This window comes from Rubrivivax sp. JA1026 (assembly GCF_011065555.1).
Taxonomy (GTDB): domain Bacteria; phylum Pseudomonadota; class Gammaproteobacteria; order Burkholderiales; family Burkholderiaceae_C; genus Rubrivivax; species Rubrivivax benzoatilyticus.
In genome coordinates this window covers 361824-380034 of the sequence record NZ_JAALCQ010000001.1, presented here as the reverse complement: position 1 = coordinate 380034, position 18211 = coordinate 361824, and the positions used below count along the sequence as shown (strand labels likewise).

The following is an 18211-nucleotide window of genomic DNA, read 5'->3' as shown; positions in this document are numbered from 1 at the left end:
ACGCCCCTCACTTGGCCGCCGAGGCCGGCGCCGAAGCCGCCGACGCCGCGGCCGCCGGCTGCGAGGCCACGGGGCTCCACGGCACCGGCTTGACGGCGGTCGCGCCGCGCAGCTTCTGGAAACCGTCGACGATGATCTTGTCACCCGCGGCGAGGCCCTCGAGCACGACCCACTGGCCGTCGCGGCCGCCGGCGATCTTCACCGGGCGCGGCGCGAACTTGCCGTCGTCGCCGACGACCAGCACCGTGTCGCCCTGGTTGCCGCGTGTCACCGCCTGCTGCGGCACGAGGATCGCGTCCGACGCGGCCGCCTGCTCCAGGCGCACGCGCACGTACATGCCCGGCAGCAGCGTGCCCTTCGGGTTGGGCAGCTCGGCGCGCAGCGTGATCTGGCCGGTGGTCTCGTCGACCGTCAGGTCGGAGAACAGCAGCTTGCCGGGCGTCGGGTGCACGCTGCCGTCGTCGAGCACGACACGCACCGGCACGGCGCCGCCGACACTCTTGAACTTGCCCGCGGCGATCGCCTGGCGCAGCCGCATCACGTCGGCCACCGGCTGCGTGAAGTTGACGTACATCGGGTCGATCTGCTGCACGACGGCCAGCTGCGTGGCTTCGCCCTGGCCGACGAGCGCGCCCTCGGTGACCAGCGCGCGGCCGACGCGGCCGGAGATCGGCGAGGTGACGGTGGCGTAGCCGAAGTTGATGCTGGCCGTCTGCACCGCGGCCTGCGCGGCGGCGACGTCGGCCTCGGCGGCCTTGGCCGCGGCGACGGCGTCGATGTAGTCCTGCTGGCTGATGGCGTTGGCCTTGACCAGCGGCTCGAAACGCTGGGCCTGGGCGCGCGCCTGGGTCAGCGAGGCCTCGGCGCGCGCGAGCTGGGCGCGGGCGCTGGCCAGCGACGCCTCGTACGGCGCCGGATCGATGCGGAACAGCACCTGGCCGGCCTTGACGTCGCTGCCTTCGGTGAAGCGGCGCTCGACGAGGATGCCGGCGGCACGCGCACGCACCTGCGCCACGCGCGAGGCCTCGGTGCGCCCGGGCAGCTCGGTCACGACGGGAACCGTCTGCACCGCCGCGGTGACGATGCCGACTTCTGGCGGCGGCGGCGCCTGGCCGCCGGCCTGGGCCGGGTCCTGCTTGGAGCAGGCGGCCAGCATCACGGCGGCGGGGACGGCCAGCAGCAGCGGCCATGCGAGCACGCGGCCCGGCGACTTCACGTCACGACGCATCGAGGACATGCGGAGAACCTTTCTTGTTCGCGAACCGGGGCGGACACTACCCCGAATGGCGCGGGGCCGTGCGTCAACCCCGTGACCAAAGCGCGGAACTATACATACAATCGTGGATGTATGTTTAAGACAGCCTGAAGAGATGGCCCGACGCACCAAGGAGGAAGCCGAGGCGACGCGCGAGCGCATCCTCGACGCCGCCGAGCAAGAGTTCCAGCAGCGCGGGGTGTCCGGCACCTCGCTGGAGGACATCGCGCGTGCCGCCGGCGTCACGCGCGGCGCCATCTACTGGCACTTCCGCGACAAGGCCGCGCTCTTCGAGGCCATGATGGACCGCGTCGTGCTGCCGCTGGAGACCGAGATGCTGCGCGCCGGCGACCCGGCCGTCGCCGACCCGCTGGCCCAGGTGCGGCTGGCGACGATGGGCGCGCTGCGCGCGGCCGTCGAGGACGAGCAGGCGCGGCGGGTGCTGGAGATCGCGCTGCACAAGGTCGAGTACGTCGACGAGATGCAGGGCGTGCGCGAGCGCCGCATCGCCTGCCTGGTCGACCGCATCGGCCACCTGGCCTCGATCTTCGAGCGGGCCCAGGCCGCGGGCCAGATCCGCCTGGCCCTTCCCGCCGCCGCCGCGGCCAGCGGCCTGCACGCGCTCGTCGACGGGCTGCTGCAGAACTGGATGCTCGACCCGGGCTCCTTCGACCTCGTCGTCAGCGGCGAGGCGCTGCTCGACGCCTACTTCCGCGGTCTGCAGACGCCGGCCTGAAGCCCCTCGGCCGCCGCGATACGGCGGGCAAACGGCGAGGCTGTCGATAGACTCGGCCGATGCCGCACGAGACCTCGCTGATCGCGACGATCGCCGCGGGGTTCGGCCTGGCCCTCGTGTTCGGCTACCTCGCGGCGCGCCTGAAGATGCCGCCGCTGGTGGGCTACCTGCTGGCGGGCATCGCCATCAGCCCGGCGACGCCCGGCTTCGTCGCCGACGTCGCGCTCGCGGGCCAGCTCGCCGAGATCGGCGTGATGCTGCTGATGTTCGGCGTCGGGCTGCACTTCTCGCTCGCCGACCTGCTGGCGGTGCGCCGCATCGCGGTGCCCGGCGCGATCCTGCAGATCGCCGTCGCCACCGCGCTGGGCATGGCCACCGCGAGCTTCTGGGGCTGGCGGCCGGCGGCGGCCTTCGTCTTCGGGCTGGCGCTGTCGGTGGCCAGCACCGTGGTGCTGCTGCGTGCGCTGGAGGCGCGCGGCCAGATCGACACCGTCAACGGCCGCATCGCGATCGGCTGGCTGGTCGTCGAGGACCTGGTGATGGTGCTGGCGCTGGTGCTGCTGCCGCCGGTGGCGGCGCTGCTGGACGGCCAGGCGCCGGTGGGCGAGGAGCTCGGCGAGACGCTGCTGTGGACGGCCGCCAAGGTCGGCGGCTTCATCGCGCTGATGCTGCTGGTGGGGCGCCGCGTGCTGCCCGGGCTGCTGTGGCTGGCCGCGCGCAGCAACTCGCGCGAGCTGTTCACGCTGTGCGTGGTCGCCGCCGCGGTCGGCGTCGCCTGGGGCTCGGCCAAGCTGTTCGACGTCTCGTTCGCGCTCGGCGCCTTCTTCGCCGGGATGATGATGCGCGAGTCGGAGTTCGCACGCCGCGCCGCCGACGAGTCGCTGCCGCTGCGCGACGCGTTCTCGGTGCTGTTCTTCGTCTCGGTGGGCATGCTGTTCGACCCGGCGATCCTGCTGGCCGAGCCGCTGCGCGTGCTGGCCGTCGTCGCCATCGTGATGCTGGGCAAGACCTTCGCCGCGATCGCCCTGGTGCTGGCCTTCCGCTACCCGCTGGGCAGCGCGATGACGGTCGGCGCCAGCCTGGCGCAGATCGGCGAGTTCTCGTTCATCCTCGCCGGCCTCGGCGTCACGCTGGGCGTGCTGCCGGCCGAGGGCAACAGCCTGGTGCTGGCAGGCGCGCTGATCTCGATCGCCGCCAACCCGCTGCTGTTCGCCGCGATCGAGCCGGCGATGGCCTGGCTGCGCGAGCGCTCGCCGGCGCTGCGCCGCTTCGAGGCCCGCGAGGACCCGCTGGCGGCGCTGCCCGATCACGTCGACACGCGCCGGCTCGAAGGCCTGGTCGTCGTCGTCGGCCACGGCCGCGTCGGCCGCGCGGTGACCGACGCGCTGCGCCAGGCGGCCGTGCCCTTCGTCGTCGTCGACCAGAACCGCGAGCGCGTGGAGGCCCTGCGCGAAGCCGGCGTGCATGCCGTCTGGGGCGACGCCGCCGAGCCGCTGGTGCTGGTCCAGGCCCACGTCTCGCGCGCCAGCGTGCTCGTCGTCGCGACGCCCGACACCTTCGACGTGCGCCGCGTCGCCGAGACCGCGCTGGCGCTGCGCCCGGGCATCGAGATCGTCGCGCGCTCGGCCGGCGCCGACGCCGACGCGCTGCTGCTGACCGCCGGCGTGGCGCGGGTCTTCGTCGCCGAGGCCGAGCTCGCGCGTGCGATCGCCGCCCATGCCGTCGCCCGCTGGCACGGCACCGGGCCGGCCTGAAGGCAACGCTTCTTTACGCGGGCAGCGGCACGGCGTCACCGACGGCTCGGCAAGAATCCAGCCGTCCGCCACCCGACACGCCGCCGCGATGACCGACCGCCGCCGTTCCGTCCCGCCCGTGCGCCCTGCCCTGCCGGCCCGCCGCGGCGCGCTCGCCCTGCTGCTGGCCACGCTGGCCGGTGGCGCCCATGCCGAAGGGGCAGGCCTCCTGGGGCTGGTGCGCCGCATGCGCGGCCAGGACGACGGCGAAGGCGACTTCGAGCGTGACGACGACGGCCGGGGCTCGGTCGTGCTGCCGCCCGGTGCACGGTCCGAGCTCGACCTCGCCTACGGCGACGACCCGGCGCAAAAACTCGACGTCTTCATCCCCGCCGGCGACGGCGGGCGCCGACCGATCCTGCTGATGGTGCACGGCGGCGCCTGGATGGTCGGCGACAAGGCCAACCGCGCCGTCGCCGCGGCCAAGGTGGCGCGCTGGCTGCCGCGCGGCTGGATCGTCGCCTCGACCAACTACCGCATGGACCGCCGCGCACCCGACCCGCTGCAGCAGGCCGACGACGTCGCCCGCGCACTGGCCTTCGTGCAGCGCCGCGCCGCCGGCTGGGGCGGCGACGGCGACCGCGTGCTGCTGATGGGCCACTCGGCCGGCGCCCACCTCGCCGCGCTGCTGGCCGCCGACCCGGCCATCGCCGAGCGCCGCGGCGCCCGGCCCTGGGCCGGCACCGTCGCGCTCGACAGCGCCGCGCTGGACGTCGCGCAGATCATGGAAGGCCGGCACTACCGCTTCTACGACCGCGTCTTCGGCCGCGACCCGGCGGTCTGGCGCGACAACTCGCCCTACCACCGCCTGGCCGGCACGCCGCGGCCGATGCTGCTGGTGTGCTCGTCGCGGCGCCAGGACAGCTGCGGCCAGGCCGAACGCTTCGCCGCCAAGGCGCAGGCCGCCGGGGCGCGCGTGCAGGTGCTGCCGGTCGACCTGAACCACGGTGGCATCAACGCCGAGCTGGGCCGGGACGTGCGCTACACCGAGCAGGTGGAAGCCTTCATGAAGTCGCTCGGGCTGTCCTGAGGCGCAGTCGTGCAGGCCGCTCGCCGGCCCGGCGGGTGTGAACTCCGACCGGCCCGCGCCGAGCAAGGATCGCGGCAACAGTCCAGAATCACAGAAATCCCAAGTCGACCTGCCGTCCCGGCAGCGCACGACCGCTGGGCCCGACTGCCAGTGCCGTGCCCGGCGCCTATTCGAGGCCGATGCCGCCAGCTCCCTTTCTGCTCACCCGACACGATCCGCTGCTCGTCGCGACCTCGCTCGCCGTCGCCGTGCTCGCGTCCTATGTCGCGCTGGACCTCGCGCGCCGGCTCGGCTCGGCCGCGGCCCGCCATCGCCGCAGCTGGTGGGCCGCGGGCTCGCTGGCGCTGGGCACCGGCATCTGGGCCATGCACTTCATCGGCATGCTGGGCTTCGACGCCGGCATCCCGCTGGGCTACCAGCGGGACCTGACGCTGGCGAGCTGGGTCGCCGCCGTCGCCGCCTCGGCGATCGCGCTCGGACTGGCGACCCGCGACCGGCTGACGCCGGCCACGCTGGCGGCCGGCAGCGCCTGCATGGCTGCGGGCATCGGCGCCATGCACTACCTCGGCATGGGCGCGCTGGACATCGTGCCCGGCATCGTCTGGGACATCCGGCTCGTCGGCGCCTCGATGCTGATCGCCTGGCTGGCGTCGGCGGTGGCGCTGTCGATCTTCTTCGTCCTGCGCCGCCACCAGGGCCCGCAGCGTCTGCGCCTGCAGCTGGCCTCGGCGCTGGTGATGGGGCTGGCCATCGGCGGCATGCACTACTGCGGCATGGCCGCGGCGCAGCTGCCGCAGGGGGCCATCTGCCTGAGTGCCGACGCGCTGGGCGGCGCGCCGCTGGCCATGCTGGTGAGCGTGGTCAGCGTGCTGCTGCTCGGCGGCACGCTGGCGCTGTCGGTGTCCGACACGCTGGCACGGGCGCGCGAGGCCCGGCTGCTGCGCTCGCTGGACGCGGCCCAGGACACGCTGCGCCGCAAGGCGCTGGAAGACCCGCTGACCGGCCTGCCCAACCGCGTGCTGTTCGAGGACCGCCTGCAGCACGCGCTCGCCCGGGTGTCCCGCGACGCGGCACCGCGCCGGCGCGGCGAGCGGCTGGCGGTGCTGTTCGCCAACGTCGACGGGTTCAAGCCGGTCAACGACTCGTTCGGCCATGAAGCCGGCGACGCCGTGCTGCGCGAGATCGGCCGGCGCCTGCGCGGCGTGAAACGCGACGCCGACACCTTCGCCCGGCTCGGCGCCGACGAGTTCGTCGCGATGGTCGAGGCGCGCGACGCCGAGGCCGCCGCGGTGGCGCTGGCGCAGCGTGTCGTCGACGGTTTCCGCCCCCCGTTCACGCTCGGCGGCCAGCCGGTGTCGCTGTCGTGCTCGGTCGGCATCGCGCTGTACCCGGACCACGACGACTCCGGCCAGCGCCTGCTGGGCTGCGCCAATGCCGCGATGGACGCGGCCAAGCGTGCCGGCGGCGGTTGTTTCACGGTCTACGAGTCGGCCATGTCCGGCGACGCCTCCGAGCAGCTGGTGCTGCAGCAGGCGCTGCGCCGCGCGATCGAGCTCGGCGAGCTGGCGCTGTTCTACCAGCCCAAGATCCGCGCCAACGGCGCCGCGGTGCACGGGCTGGAGGCACTGCTGCGCTGGCACCACCCGGAGCGCGGCCTGGTCAGCCCGGCGGTCTTCGTGCCGCTGGCCGAACGTTTCGGCCTCATCGGCACGATCGGCCACTGGGTGCTCGAGGCCGCCTGCGCGCAGCTGGCGCAGTGGCAGGCCCAGGGCCACGCGTGTCGAGTCGCGATCAACCTCTCGCCGCACCAGCTGCGCCAGACCGATCTGCCCGAGCGCATCGCCCAGGCCCTGCAGCGCCACGGGCTGCAGCCGTCCAGCCTGGTCTGCGAGATCACCGAGACGGCGATGATGGAGAACCTGGGCCCCGAACGCGGCGTGCTCGACGCCATCGCGGCGCTCGGCGTGTACGTCTCGATCGACGACTTCGGCACCGGCTACTCCAGCCTGGCCCATCTCCGCAACATCCCGGCACGCCAGCTGAAGATCGACCGCAGCTTCGTCGCCGATCTCGAGCAGGACGCCGACGCCCGCGCAGTGCTCGGGTCGATCGTGCAGCTGGCGCACGCGCTGCGCATGGAGGTCGTCGCCGAAGGCGTGGAAACGGCCGCCCAGCGCCGTCTGCTGGCCAGGATGGGCTGCGACCTGCTGCAGGGCTACCTCATCGCCCGGCCGATGCCGGCCGAGGCGGTGCTGCCGTGGATCACGGCCTTCGAGCAGGGCGTGCGAGCGGCGCGTGCCGACGAGGTGCCGTCGGTGCCCTGAGGCGGCCGGGCGCGGCCCGAAGCGCTCGCGGCGCCCGAGACGTCCCGCTTCTAAGCTCCGGCACCGGAAGCAAGAACGACCTGGACGTTCGCCGTGCCACGCACGCGTCCAAGTCGTTGATTCATCTGGTCGGGGTGACACGATTCGAACGTGCGACCCGCTGCGGCCAACGCAGTGGCGAGATCCTTTTGAATCAACGGCTTGGCGCGGATTCTGCCAACCGCAGCGGCCTCGAAGAGCAGGCTTGCTCCCTGGGAAGACCGGGCCGCGTCAGCCGTCTGAACACGCCTCGATCCGATAGCCGGCACCGGCGAACAGGGCGCAGAGATCGCCCGGTTCCCGACACACGACAGCCGTCACGATCCCGGAATGCCGATCTCGGCCGCCCGCGCGCGGATCCGTCCGACGACCTCGGCGAGATCACAGGAAGGCAACCTGTTCTTGCGCAGGAAGGCGGCCCACTGGGTGCGCTTGCCGGCATCGGTCGCGAAAGCCTCGCTGAGCCCGATCGGCAGTTCCGTCGGTAGCGGCATCAGACGACGCTCGAACGTTGCCACCACCGCGCGCCGCAGTTCAGCGGGCTCGATCTCGCCGGCCTGCAGCAGCAGGTCGAGGTCGAAGTAGTCCTTCATCCGGCTCTTGACCATGCCGAGCAGGCAGATGGCGTGCAGCTTCTCGGCGACGACGCAGGCCTTCGGATAGGCGCGCAGCGTGGCGGCTGGCAGATCGGGCAGCAGGCCCGGGTACAGGACGGGCGTCGGGGCCGGGGTCACGGCGTCGCCGTAGCCGACGTCGACCTGCAGCGTGATGCGTGCGGCATCCAGACTCGCGCACAGTTCGACGCGCACGCCGCCGTAGCGCGCGTCCTCCCGGATGACGCCGACGCGCACCGACCCGGCGTCGAACACGATCCCGTCATCGACCTCCACGGCACAGAGCGAGCGGAACACCGCGGCCAGTTGCTCCGGGTCGTCGGGCCCGAATCCCAGCAGGTCGGCGTCACGCGTGGGCCGGTGCGGCTGGCCGTACCAGAGTGCGAACAGCAGCGCCCCCTTGAGCACGAACTGCGGCCCGTGCTCCGAGGTGGCCAGGCGATAGAGCAGCCGCTCGATGCCGTAGCGCGTGAGGACGAGGTTGAAGTCCTCCTTCGATGCGTCGGCAATCTGCTTGAGCCGCGCGCGGATAGCCGCGGCGCGATTGGCGCTCATGCCGTGATCGACTCGATGTAGGGCCGCATCACCGCGGCCGCGCGGCGCTCCTGCGCATGGCGCCAGAGTTCGTCGAGCGTGAACTTGCGCTGGCGCCAGCCGTCGCGCAGCGCCTCCAGAGCGACGTCCAGGCCGATCTTGTTGCGAAAGCGAAAGCAGTCGACGACCGTGCGTGCGGCGTCGAACACCGGCACCGCGACGGCATCGACGTCGATGTGCACGACACCCGAGGCGAGCGCCGCGTCATTCATGCGCACGATGCGCACGCTGGGCTGGTCCAGCCGCGGCGCGCGCACGTTGTGCGGCACGGCCAGCCACACCTCGAACGGTGCCTGGGTGCCGATTTCGTGCACCCGCAGCGCCGACAGCAGGCAGACGACGCCCTTGGGGACGCGCAAAGCGACCTCGGCCAGCGAACGGTGTTCGCCGATCGGCACACCCGGCAGGCCATAGAGGCCGCGAGCATGTCTTTGAAGGCGACCGGCCTGCACGAGACGCGTGAGCACGACCGCCGGCAGCCCCCGGGCCGTGAGGTCACGCGGGCGCAGCAGACCGCGGTCGCGGGCGAGGCGAAGGACTTGCGATTCCTGCGTGAGGGGTGCCGCCATGGCACCAGTATGTTCTGAAAAATATGATTTTTCAAAAATTCTCATACAAAACAGAACACCACCAATGCCAGAACCTCACCACACACGATCTACGTCGAGCTGCGGGATCGCCTGCTGCCAATGGATTGCGTTCCAGCCCCTGCGGCCACCTGGGCAGATTCCGTCAAACGGCCAACAGCACCTGAAATGAAAAACGACCTGGACGTTCGCCGTGCCACGCACGCGTCCAAGTCGTTGATTGATGGTCGGGGTGACACGATTCGAACGTGCGACCCACTGCTCCCAAAGCAGTTGCGCTACCAGGCTGCGCTACACCCCGACGAAGCCGGCCATTGTAGCGGTCGGCCCCTGGCGAGCCGCTCGCCGCCCTGGGGGGTCAGATCCGTTCGGCCGGCGCCGGCAACTGCAGCTGGCGCGCCACCGCCATGCATTGGCGGATGTGCTGCTCGCAGACGATCTTCAGCGCCGAGAAGGTCAGCGCCGCCGACACCGCCTGGCCGGCCACCGGCACGACCTTGGCGGCCTGCTTGGTCGTCAGCCGCACGCCGACGGTGCGCACGATGCGCAGCACGAGGTCGCGCGTCACCAGCCGCCCGACCAGCACGCCACCGCCGACGCTGATCGCCTTGTAGACGACGAGGCGCCGGTCCGGCGCCAGGCGCTCGACCTGCTCGGCGCTGAGGCCGAACTCGGCGTTGATCTCGGGCAGCAGCTTGACCAGCGTGCCGACGTCGGTGATCCAGTCGATGCCCGGGATCGGCACCGCGGCGATGCCCGCCGCCACCAGCGCACGCCGCGTGACCAGGCGCCGCGCGCGGGCCGCGGCGGCCTCGATCTCGGCCTCGGTCCCCGGCACCACGACCCAGTCCGCCGGGGCGGCCATCGTCAGGGCCGGGCCGGCATCACGACGATGCCGTCTTCGTCGGCGACGACCCACTCGCCCGGCGCCACGCGCACGCCCTGCACCTGCACCGGCACGTCGCGCCGGCCTTCGTGGCGCTTGACCGTGGGCATCGGCATCGCGGCCAGCGCGCGGATGCCAACGTCGCAGGCGGCGAGTTCGGCCAGGTCGCGCACCGCACCGTCGACGACGAGGCCGGCCCAGCCGTTCTTCGCCGCCGCGGCGGCCAGGTTGCCGCCGACCAGCGCGCGGCGCAGCGAGCCGCCGCCGTCGACGACGAGCACCCGCCCGGCGCCCGGCTCGTCGAGCGCGGCCTTCACGAGGCTGTTGTCCTCGTGGCACTTGACCGTGCTCGCCGGGCCGGCGAAGCGCACGCGCCCGCCGTAGCTCGCGAACACCGGCGGCAGCACGCGGAAGTCGCCGCGGTCGTCGTCCTTGTGCCGGTCGCAGAGGTCGCAGGTGGAGAAGTCGTTCATCGTCGGTCCCCCTGGAAGAATGCTAATCGCGCCATGTCGACGGCCGCCAAAGCCCCATGCCGGCCGGCTATCGAGCCGGCTCGCGCGGCGCCGGCGGCAGCATCACGCGGTGCTCGCGCACCGACTTCAAGATGATCGAGGTCGAGGTCTCGGCCAGCAGGCACAAACGCGACACCACGGCGTCGAGGTGGGCGACGTCGGTGACCGCGATCTCCAGCATCCAGCTGTCCTCGCCGGTGATGTTCCAGGCGTTGACGACCTCGGCCGTCTGCTCGATCAGCTCGAGCATGCGCTCGTAGTCGGTGCGGCCCACACGCACCAGCGCGCGGATGCCGTAGCCCAGCGCGCCCAGGTTGACCGTCGCGCGGTAGCCGGTGATGACACCGGCGGCCTCCAGCTTGCGCACGCGTTCGGCCACCGCCGGCTGGCTCAGGTGCACACGCCGGCCCAGCTCGGCCAGGCTCAGCCGGGCGTCGGCCTGGAGTTCGGCGAGCAATCTCGTGTCATAGGCATCCAAGGCGCAGCTCATTCAGAACCTTTGTTTCGACGGCAGACAACCGCGATCACCTTCGATTCTGCATGGATCTCGGCTGAAGAGCTTTCTATCATCTCGCCCCATGTCAACCGCCGCCCTGCCCACCTCCGCCGCCCGGCTGTCGCCGCTGCTGCTGGCCTGCCTGGCCGCCACCTGGCTGATCTGGGGCTCGACCTACCTGGCGATCAAGTGGGCGCTGGTGAGCTTCCCGCCCTTTTTCCAGATGGGCACACGTTTCGTCGCCGCCGGGCTGGTGCTGGGCGCTTTCGCACGCTGGCGCGGCGCCGGCTGGCCCGACCGCGCGCAGTGGACCAGCGCCTTCATCCTCGGCGCGCTGATGCTCGGCGGCGGCTACGGCGCCACCGCGTACGCGCAGCAGAGCGTCAGCTCGGGTCTGGTCGTGGCCTTCATCGCCGTCGTGCCGGCGGTGGTCGCGCTGTTCGAGCTGCCTTACGGCCTGCGCCCGTCGCGGCTGGAGACGCTGGGCATCACCACCGGCCTGGCCGGCATCGTGCTGCTGACGCAAGGCGAAGGTTTCGGCGCTTCGGGCGAGGGCCTCGTGGCGATGACGATCGCCTGCGCCGCCTGGTGCGCCGGCAGCGTCTGGGCCAAACACGGGCTGCCGGGCGGCCGCCGGCTGGAGCTGGCGCCCGGCGCCGCCGGCTACGCCAGCCAGATGCTGGCCGGCGGGCTGCTGCTGATGGCCATGTCCTGGGCCGCCGGCGAGCAGCCGACGCTGCCGCCGGATGCCCGTTCGCTGGCCTGCTGGGTCTACCTCGTCGTCGCGGGCTCGCTGATCGGCTTCAGCGCCTACATGCTGCTGCTGCAGCGTGCCAGCACCGCGCTGGCCTCGAGCTACACCTTCGTCAACCCGGTGATCGCGATGGTGCTGGGCGTGACGATCGGCGGCGAGGTCGTCGGCGCCGGCGAGATGCTGGCCGCCGGCATCGTCACCGCCAGCGTGGTGCTGCTGCTGGCCGGACGGCGCTGACTCAGCGCCGGGCGGCCGCGGCGCGGATCTGCGCCAGCGTCGCGCGCGAGGTGCTGACCTCGACGTCGAGCTTCAAATGCAGCAGCGCCGGCTTGCCGGCTGCCAGCGCACGCTCCAGAGCAGCCTCGAAGTCGGCGGTCTTCTCGACGGTCTCCCCGGCCCAGCCGTACGCCCGCGCCAGCGCGGCGAAATCGGGGTTGCACAGCTCGCTGCCGCTGATGCGCCCCGGGTACTCGCGCTCCTGGTGCATGCGGATCGTGCCGTAGCTGCCGTTGTCGACGACGACGACCAGCAGCTGCTGCACGCCCGCGGCGCGCGCCGTGGCCAGCTCCTGGCCGGTCATCAGGAACTCGCCATCGCCGAGGAAGGCCACCGCCTGGCGCTGCGGCTGCAGCACCGCGGCGGCCACCGCGGCCGGCAGGCCGTAACCCATCGCGCCCGAGGTCGGCGCCAGCTGCGTGCGGCCGTGGTGCTGCAGCCCGGGGTAGCGCAGGAAACGATGGAGCCAGCCGCTGTAATTTCCGGCGCCGTTGGTCCAGACGGTGTCCTCGGGCAGGCGGCGCTGCAGCGTCTGCACGACAGCCGCCAGGTCCAGCGGCTCGACCGGCGTCGGCACCTGGTTGGCCTCGTAGTCGGCGCGCGCCGCGGCGGCCCAGGCGCCGTCGCGGCCCGGCGGCGCGGTCAGCGCCTCCAGCGCCTTGGCAGCGCTGCGCATCGAGGCCTGCAGCAGCAGGTCGGCGGCGTAGACGCGGCCCAGCTCCTCGGGGCCGGCGTGCACGTGTACCAGCGTCTGCGCCGGGCGCGGCGCCTGCAGCAGCGTGTAGCCGCCGGTCGTCATCTCGCCCAGGCGCACGCCGAGCGCGATGACGAGATCGGCGTCGCGCACCCGGGCGGCGAGCTTCGGATTGATGCCGATGCCGACGTCGCCGGCGTACAGCGGGTGGGCGTTGTCGAACGTGTCCTGGAAGCGGAAGCCGCAGGCCACCGGCAGCTGCCAGTTCTCGGCGAAACGCTGCAGCGCCGCCGCCGCTTCGGCGTCCCAGCCGCTGCCGCCGGCAATGACGATCGGCCGCTCGGCCTGCAGCAGCAGCCGGCGCAGGTCGCGCAAGGCGCCCGGCGCCGGCCAGGCCAGCGCCGGCTCGACACGCGGCAGCACCGGCGCGGCCGTCTCGCGCGTCAGCACGTCCTCGGGCAGCACCAGCACCACCGGGCCGGGCCGGCCCTGCATCGCGGTGTGGAAGGCGCGGGCGACGTACTCGGGGATGCGGTCGGCGTCGTGCACCTCGCCCACCCACTTGGCCATGCCCAGCGTGCCGGGGCCGAACATCTGGCGGTAGTCGACTTCCTGGAAGGCTTCGCGGTCACGCTGGTCGCCGGCGACCTGGCCGATGAACAAGACCATCGGCGTCGAATCCTGGAAGGCGGTATGCAGCCCGATCGCTGCGTTCGACGCGCCGGGGCCGCGCGTGACGAAGCAGACGCCGGGCCGCCCGCTCAGCTTGCCCTGGGCCTCGGCCATGAAGGCGGCGCCGCCTTCGTGGCGGCAGGCGACGAAGCGGATGTGCTCGCGGTGTTCGTGCAGGCCGTCGAGCACGGCGAGGTAACTCTCGCCGGGCACGCCGAAGCAGGTGTCCACACCCTGGGCGACGAGGGCCTCGACGACGGCGTGGCCGGCAAGGCGGGAGGCGGCGGTGCTGTGCATCGCGCGACTGTAGCCGCGCGGCGCACCGGCTTCAGGCCGGCGCCAGGCGGCGCCGGCGGTGCAGCGCCAGGCCAACGAAGGACGCCGACAGCACGCCCAGCGCCATTGCCGCCGCCGAGCCGCCGAACACCGCGTTCGGCAGGCCGGCGTCCATCAGCGCGCCGAACACCGGGGCCGACAGCGCGAAGCCGACGTCCAGCCCGGAGTAGACGGTGCCGTAGACGCGGCCGGTGGCGCCGGGCGGCGCCGCACGCTTGATCAGCATGTCGCGCGACGGGCCGGCAAGCCCGGTGCCGAAGCCGGCCAGCGCGGCGGCGGCCGCGGCCACGAGCCCCGGCAGCCAGCCGCTGGCGACCAGCAGCAGCAGCGCGGCAGCCAGCGCCATCGCGCCGGCGATCACGCGTTCCAGCCGCTCGGCGCGCGCCACCAGGAAGCCGCCGACGATCATGCCGGCGGCGCCGCAGAGCATGTAGCCGGTGACGACGAAGGCCGTCGTCGACAGCGGCAGCCCGTACATGCGCTGCAGCGCCGGGCTGGCGAAACTCTGGATCGCCGACAGCGCGGCCGTGGTCCAGAAGAAGAACGAGAAGCACAGCCAGACGCTGGGCAGCTTCAGGAAGGCCATCGGGTGCTCGGTCGCGCCGGCCACCGCGGCCCGCTGCACGTGGGCGTCGTGGTGGTCGTCGATCAGCTCGCGCTGTGCGACCAGCAGCACCAGCACCGCCGCGCCCAGCAGCGCGCAGCCCAGGTAGGCCGCGCGCCAGGAGCCGAAGGCCGCGGTCAGCCCGATCAGGAACACCGGCGCCAGCGCCCAGCCGAGGTTGCCGCTGATGCCGTGCACCGAGAACGCATGGCCCAGGCGCTGCGGCGAGATGCGGCGGTTGAGGATCGTGAAGTCCGCCGGATGCAGCGGCGCGTTTCCCAGCCCGGCCAGCACCGCGGCCAGCGCCAAGCCGGCGAAGCCCTGCGCCGCCGCCGCCGCCAGCGAGCCGGCGATGAAGCAGCCCATCGCGCCGTAGAGCACCGGCCGCGCGCCGATGCGGTCGACGACAAAACCCGCCAGCGCCTGGCCGACGCCCGAGACGACGAAGAACACCGTCACCAGCAGCCCGAGCTCGGCATAACTCAGGCCGAAGTCGCGGATGAAGGCCGGGAACATCGGCGGCAGCAGCAGGTGGAAGAAGTGCGAGCTGCCGTGCGCGAGGCCGATCAGCGAGATCGTCGCGACGTCGCGGCGCGCGTCGCCGGCAGACGGGGAGGCGGTCGGGGTCATGCGGCGCAGCGTAGCGGCGCCGCTGGCGGCGCAGTTACGATGGTCGGCCAACTTCTGTCGAGATCGTGCCACGCACCACCCGCCCCCGCGCCTCGCGCAGCGAACTGCCGCTGGACCCGGCGATCCACGCGCCCAGCGCCGCGCACCCGGTCTGGGTGCGCAAACGGCGCTTGAGCGCGGCGACACGCATCGTGCCGCACCGCCACCCGTGGGCGCAGGTGGCGTTCTCGGCCACCGGCGTGGTGCGCCTGACGGTGCCCGACCACACCTTCATCGTGCCGCCGACGCGCGTCGTCTGGGTGCCGCCCGACGTCGAGCACTTCGTCTCGGTCGTCGAGGACGCCGAGCTGGTGACGATGTACCTGCTGCAGGACGAGCCGCACGGCCCGCGGCCGCTGGACGGCGCGGCGGCCGCCGGCGACTGGCACCGCTGCCGCGTGCTGGAGGCCTCGCCGCTGCTGCGCGAGCTGGTGGCGCAGCTCGCCGACGAGGCGGTGGTGCAGGAGCCGGCGCGCGAGCAGTGCCTGGCCGCGCTGCTGCAGGACGAGCTGGCGCGCGCGCGGCCGCTGCCGCTGGGCGTGCGCCTGCCGGCCGACAAACGACTGCGTGCGCTGTGCGAGGCCGTCATCGAGCAGCCGACGCGGCACGAGCGCCTGGACGGCTGGGCCCGCGAGGCCGGCGCCAGCGTGCGCACCGTGGCGCGGCTGTTCCGCCAGGAGCTGGACACCGGCTTCGCCGAGTGGCGCCAGCAGGTGCTGCTGGCCAAGGCGCTGTCGATGGCCGCGGCGCGCCGGCCGATGGCCCACATCGCCGCCGAACTGGGCTACGCCAGCCCCAGCGCCTTCAGCGCGATGGTGCGGCGCGCCGTCGGCATGCCGCCCAGCCGTTTCTTCAACGCGGGCTGATCCAGCCCCGGCGGGTTGACTCCCGGCCTGCGGCCACAATCTGCCCTCTGCAGCGGCCGCAGGCCGCACGAGAAACACGATGGACACCGACGAGATCGTCTACGACTACACCCGCCAGGACGCCAGCGGCGCGAGTTGCACCGCGCACGCCTGGGCCAAGGTGCCCGCCGCGCTGCCGCCGGCCGAACGCGAAGCCGCCAAGGCGCGCATCGCCGAGCTGCTGAAGGCCCGCGACGCGGTGCTGGTGGCCCACTACTACGTCGATGGCGACCTGCAGGACCTGGCGCTGGCCACCGGCGGCATCGTCGCCGACTCGCTGGAGATGGCGCGTTTCGGCCGTGACCACGCGGCCAAGACGCTGGTCGTCGCCGGCGTGCGTTTCATGGGCGAGAGCGCCAAGATCCTGTCGCCCGACAAACGTGTGCTGATGCCCGACCTGGACGCCACCTGCTCGCTGGACCTGGGCTGCCCGGCCGACGAGTTCGCGGCGTTCTGCGACGCCCACCCCGAGCGCGAGGTCGTCGTCTACGCCAACACCAGCGCCGCGGTGAAGGCGCGTGCCGACTGGATGGTGACGAGCTCCTGCGCGCTGGCCATCGTCGAGCACCTGAAGAACCAGGGCCGCAAGATCCTCTGGGCGCCCGACCGCCACCTGGGCCGCTACATCCAGGAGCAGACCGGCGCCGACATGCTGATGTGGAACGGCGCCTGCATCGTGCACGACGAGTTCAAGGGCCTGGAGCTGGACCTGCTCAAGCGCGAGCACCCCGGCGCGATGGTGCTGGTGCACCCGGAGTCGCCGGCCTCGGTGGTCGCGCAGGCCGACGTCGTCGGCAGCACCTCGCAGCTGCTGAACGCGGTGATCCGCGGCGACGCGCCGGCCTACATCGTCGCCACCGACAACGGCATCCTGCACCGCATGCGCCAGCTGGCGCCGGGCAAGACGCTGATCGAGGCGCCGACCGCCGGCAACAGCGCCACCTGCAAGAGCTGCGCGCACTGCCCGTGGATGGCGATGAACGCGCTGCAGGGCGTGCTCGCCTGCCTGGAGCACGGTGCCGGCGAGATCACCGTGCCCGAGCCGACACGCGCCCAGGCGCTGGGCTGCATCGAACGCATGCTGGACTTCGTGCAGCGCCATCCGGCGGCCGTCGCGAAGCCGGCGCAAGGGTTTGTTCCGAACGTGGGGGCTGCATGAACGAGACGCTGGAGATCGCGCGCGAGCGCAACGTGCGCGACGCGATCGCCGAGGACCTGGGCGACGGCGACTGGACCGGCATGCTGGTGCCGGCCGAACGCCGCGTGAAGGCGCGTGTCATCGCGCGCGAACGCGCCGTGCTCTGCGGCCGCGACTGGTTCGACGCCGTGGTGCGCACGCTGGACCCCGAGGCGCGCATCGCCTGGCAGGTCGAAGAAGGCGACTGGATGACGCCCGACGCGCCCGTCGTCGAGATCGAGGCCCAGGCGCGGGCGCTGCTGGCCGCCGAGCGCCCGGCGCTGAACTTCATCCAGCTGCTGTCCTGCACCGCCACCGAGGCCCGCCGCCACGTCGAGGCGGTGGGCGGCGCCTCGCCGCTGCCCGAAGGCTGCGCGATCCTGGACACGCGCAAGACGATTCCCGGCCTGCGCCAGGCGCAGAAGTACGCGGTGCGCATCGGCGGCGGCCGCAACCAGCGTCTGGCGCTGTGGCACGGCATCCTGATCAAGGAGAACCACATCGCCGCGGCCGGCGGCGTCAGCCAGGTGCTGGCCAACGCGCGGGCGCTGAACGCCGGCGTCGAGATCCAGATCGAGGTCGAGACGCTGGAGCAGCTGCGCGAGGCGCTGGCCGCTGGCGCGACCAGCGTGCTGCTGGACAACTTCGACCTCGAGCGCATGCGCCAGGCGGTGGCGATCAACGAAGGCCGGGCGCTGCTGGAGGTCTCGGGCAGCGTGCAGCTGGAGCAGCTGCGGGCCATCGCCGCCACCGGCGTGCACCGCATCTCGATCGGCAAGCTGACCAAGGACGTGAAGGCGGTCGACTTCTCGATGCGCGTCGTCGAGGAGTTCTGAGCGCCGCACCCTCAAGTCCGGGCCTGCGGCGGCCGATAAAGCGCAGGCACGCAAACCCTCGCGAGGCTGCCCGATGAGCATCGATTTCACGTCGATCCACAACCACAACGAACGCGCCGTCTTCGAGGCCGTGCTGGCCGCAGCGCCGGCACATCCCGGCGTGGCCGGCAACGAGGAACTGCTGGCCGACGTCGCCTGCGTCGCGCTGAACCGGCTGCAGCCGCGTTACATCCGCCACGCCGTGGACTTCTCGTTCTATCTCAGCGAACGCGAGCGCAAGGACAGCGAGCACCAGATCGCCGAGGCGGTGGAGTTCGCCTTCGGCTTCGTCCAGGCCCGGGTGGCGATGCGCGCCCGCGGTTGATCCGGCGCAGGCGGCGCGTGCGCGCCGCCGCTGCCACGCTTCAGTGGCGCGGTCATCG

The 18211-nt window shown here is 72.6% G+C and carries 17 protein-coding genes and 1 tRNA gene; 9 read left to right on the top strand and 9 right to left on the bottom strand.

Annotation, left to right across the window (positions count from 1 at the left end; genetic code table 11):
* Positions 1 to 7: 7 nt before the first annotated feature.
* Positions 8 to 1237 (bottom strand): efflux RND transporter periplasmic adaptor subunit, encoded by a 1230-nt coding sequence (locus G5B56_RS01760; RefSeq protein WP_164962132.1) that lies wholly within the window; start codon positions 1235 to 1237, stop codon positions 8 to 10.
* Positions 1238 to 1370: 133 nt separating this feature from the next.
* Here G5B56_RS01760 and G5B56_RS01755 point away from each other — a divergent pair, with 133 nt between their 5' ends.
* The 4 genes from G5B56_RS01755 to G5B56_RS01740 all read left to right on the top strand — a co-directional run bounded on the left by G5B56_RS01755 (position 1371) and on the right by G5B56_RS01740 (position 7138).
* Positions 1371 to 1991: a TetR family transcriptional regulator gene (locus tag G5B56_RS01755; protein WP_009855705.1), complete on the top strand. Its 621-nt coding sequence runs from the start codon at positions 1371 to 1373 to the stop codon at positions 1989 to 1991.
* 59 nt (positions 1992 to 2050) lie between these two features.
* Positions 2051 to 3745, top strand: coding sequence for a cation:proton antiporter (locus G5B56_RS01750; protein WP_164962131.1), 1695 nt, complete (start codon positions 2051 to 2053; stop codon positions 3743 to 3745).
* A 118-nt stretch (positions 3746 to 3863) separates the two neighbouring features.
* A complete protein-coding gene (locus G5B56_RS01745) occupies positions 3864 to 4814 on the top strand; it encodes an alpha/beta hydrolase (protein ID WP_240920619.1) in 951 nt (316 codons plus the stop codon).
* Between the two features lie 179 nt (positions 4815 to 4993).
* Entirely contained in the window at positions 4994 to 7138 is a 2145-nt protein-coding gene (locus G5B56_RS01740; RefSeq protein ID WP_009855702.1) for a bifunctional diguanylate cyclase/phosphodiesterase, read from the top strand.
* 356 nt (positions 7139 to 7494) lie between these two features.
* Here G5B56_RS01740 and G5B56_RS01735 read toward each other — a convergent pair whose 3' ends face one another.
* From G5B56_RS01735 to G5B56_RS01710, 6 genes are all read right to left on the bottom strand, one after another.
* Positions 7495 to 8346 (bottom strand): nucleotidyl transferase AbiEii/AbiGii toxin family protein, encoded by an 852-nt coding sequence (locus G5B56_RS01735; RefSeq protein ID WP_164962129.1) that lies wholly within the window; start codon positions 8344 to 8346, stop codon positions 7495 to 7497.
* On the bottom strand, positions 8343 to 8954 hold the full coding sequence (locus G5B56_RS01730; RefSeq protein WP_164962128.1) for a type IV toxin-antitoxin system AbiEi family antitoxin domain-containing protein: 612 nt from the start codon (positions 8952 to 8954) through the stop codon (positions 8343 to 8345). Before G5B56_RS01730 ends, G5B56_RS01735 begins: the two co-directional genes overlap by 4 nt.
* A 242-nt stretch (positions 8955 to 9196) precedes the next feature.
* Positions 9197 to 9273: transfer RNA gene (locus tag G5B56_RS01725), tRNA-Pro, on the bottom strand.
* A gap of 57 nt (positions 9274 to 9330) precedes the next feature.
* A complete protein-coding gene (locus tag G5B56_RS01720; RefSeq protein WP_164962127.1) occupies positions 9331 to 9837 on the bottom strand; it encodes a hypothetical protein in 507 nt (168 codons plus the stop codon).
* A 2-nt stretch (positions 9838 to 9839) separates the two neighbouring features.
* Positions 9840 to 10331: a ribonuclease E activity regulator RraA gene (gene rraA, locus G5B56_RS01715; RefSeq protein WP_009859132.1), complete on the bottom strand. Its 492-nt coding sequence runs from the start codon at positions 10329 to 10331 to the stop codon at positions 9840 to 9842.
* A 67-nt stretch (positions 10332 to 10398) separates the two neighbouring features.
* Positions 10399 to 10860: an Lrp/AsnC family transcriptional regulator gene (locus G5B56_RS01710; protein WP_029718791.1), complete on the bottom strand. Its 462-nt coding sequence runs from the start codon at positions 10858 to 10860 to the stop codon at positions 10399 to 10401.
* A gap of 88 nt (positions 10861 to 10948) precedes the next feature.
* Here G5B56_RS01710 and G5B56_RS01705 point away from each other — a divergent pair, with 88 nt between their 5' ends.
* On the top strand, positions 10949 to 11857 hold the full coding sequence (locus G5B56_RS01705) for an EamA family transporter (protein WP_164962126.1): 909 nt from the start codon (positions 10949 to 10951) through the stop codon (positions 11855 to 11857).
* Between the two features lies 1 nt (position 11858).
* On the opposite strand, the gene G5B56_RS01700 is transcribed toward G5B56_RS01705, so the two are convergent.
* Positions 11859 to 13559 carry a thiamine pyrophosphate-binding protein gene (locus G5B56_RS01700; protein WP_164962125.1) on the bottom strand — a complete coding sequence of 567 codons (1701 nt, stop codon included), beginning with the start codon at positions 13557 to 13559 and terminating at the stop codon, positions 11859 to 11861.
* Positions 13560 to 13590: 31 nt separating this feature from the next.
* Complete coding sequence (locus G5B56_RS01695) at positions 13591 to 14832, bottom strand: MFS transporter (RefSeq protein ID WP_009859128.1); 1242 nt, start codon at positions 14830 to 14832, stop codon at positions 13591 to 13593.
* Positions 14833 to 14897: 65 nt separating this feature from the next.
* Between G5B56_RS01695 and G5B56_RS01690 the strand changes: the two genes are divergently transcribed.
* The 4 genes from G5B56_RS01690 to G5B56_RS01675 all read left to right on the top strand — a co-directional run bounded on the left by G5B56_RS01690 (position 14898) and on the right by G5B56_RS01675 (position 18153).
* Entirely contained in the window at positions 14898 to 15737 is an 840-nt protein-coding gene (locus tag G5B56_RS01690; RefSeq protein WP_009859127.1) for a helix-turn-helix domain-containing protein, read from the top strand.
* A gap of 79 nt (positions 15738 to 15816) precedes the next feature.
* A complete protein-coding gene (gene nadA / locus G5B56_RS01685) occupies positions 15817 to 16935 on the top strand; it encodes a quinolinate synthase NadA (protein ID WP_009859126.1) in 1119 nt (372 codons plus the stop codon).
* Entirely contained in the window at positions 16932 to 17789 is an 858-nt protein-coding gene (nadC, locus tag G5B56_RS01680; RefSeq protein WP_009859125.1) for a carboxylating nicotinate-nucleotide diphosphorylase, read from the top strand. Before nadA ends, nadC begins: the two co-directional genes overlap by 4 nt.
* 73 nt (positions 17790 to 17862) lie before the next feature.
* Entirely contained in the window at positions 17863 to 18153 is a 291-nt protein-coding gene (locus tag G5B56_RS01675) for a late competence development ComFB family protein (RefSeq protein ID WP_009859124.1), read from the top strand.
* Positions 18154 to 18211: the final 58 nt, after the last annotated feature.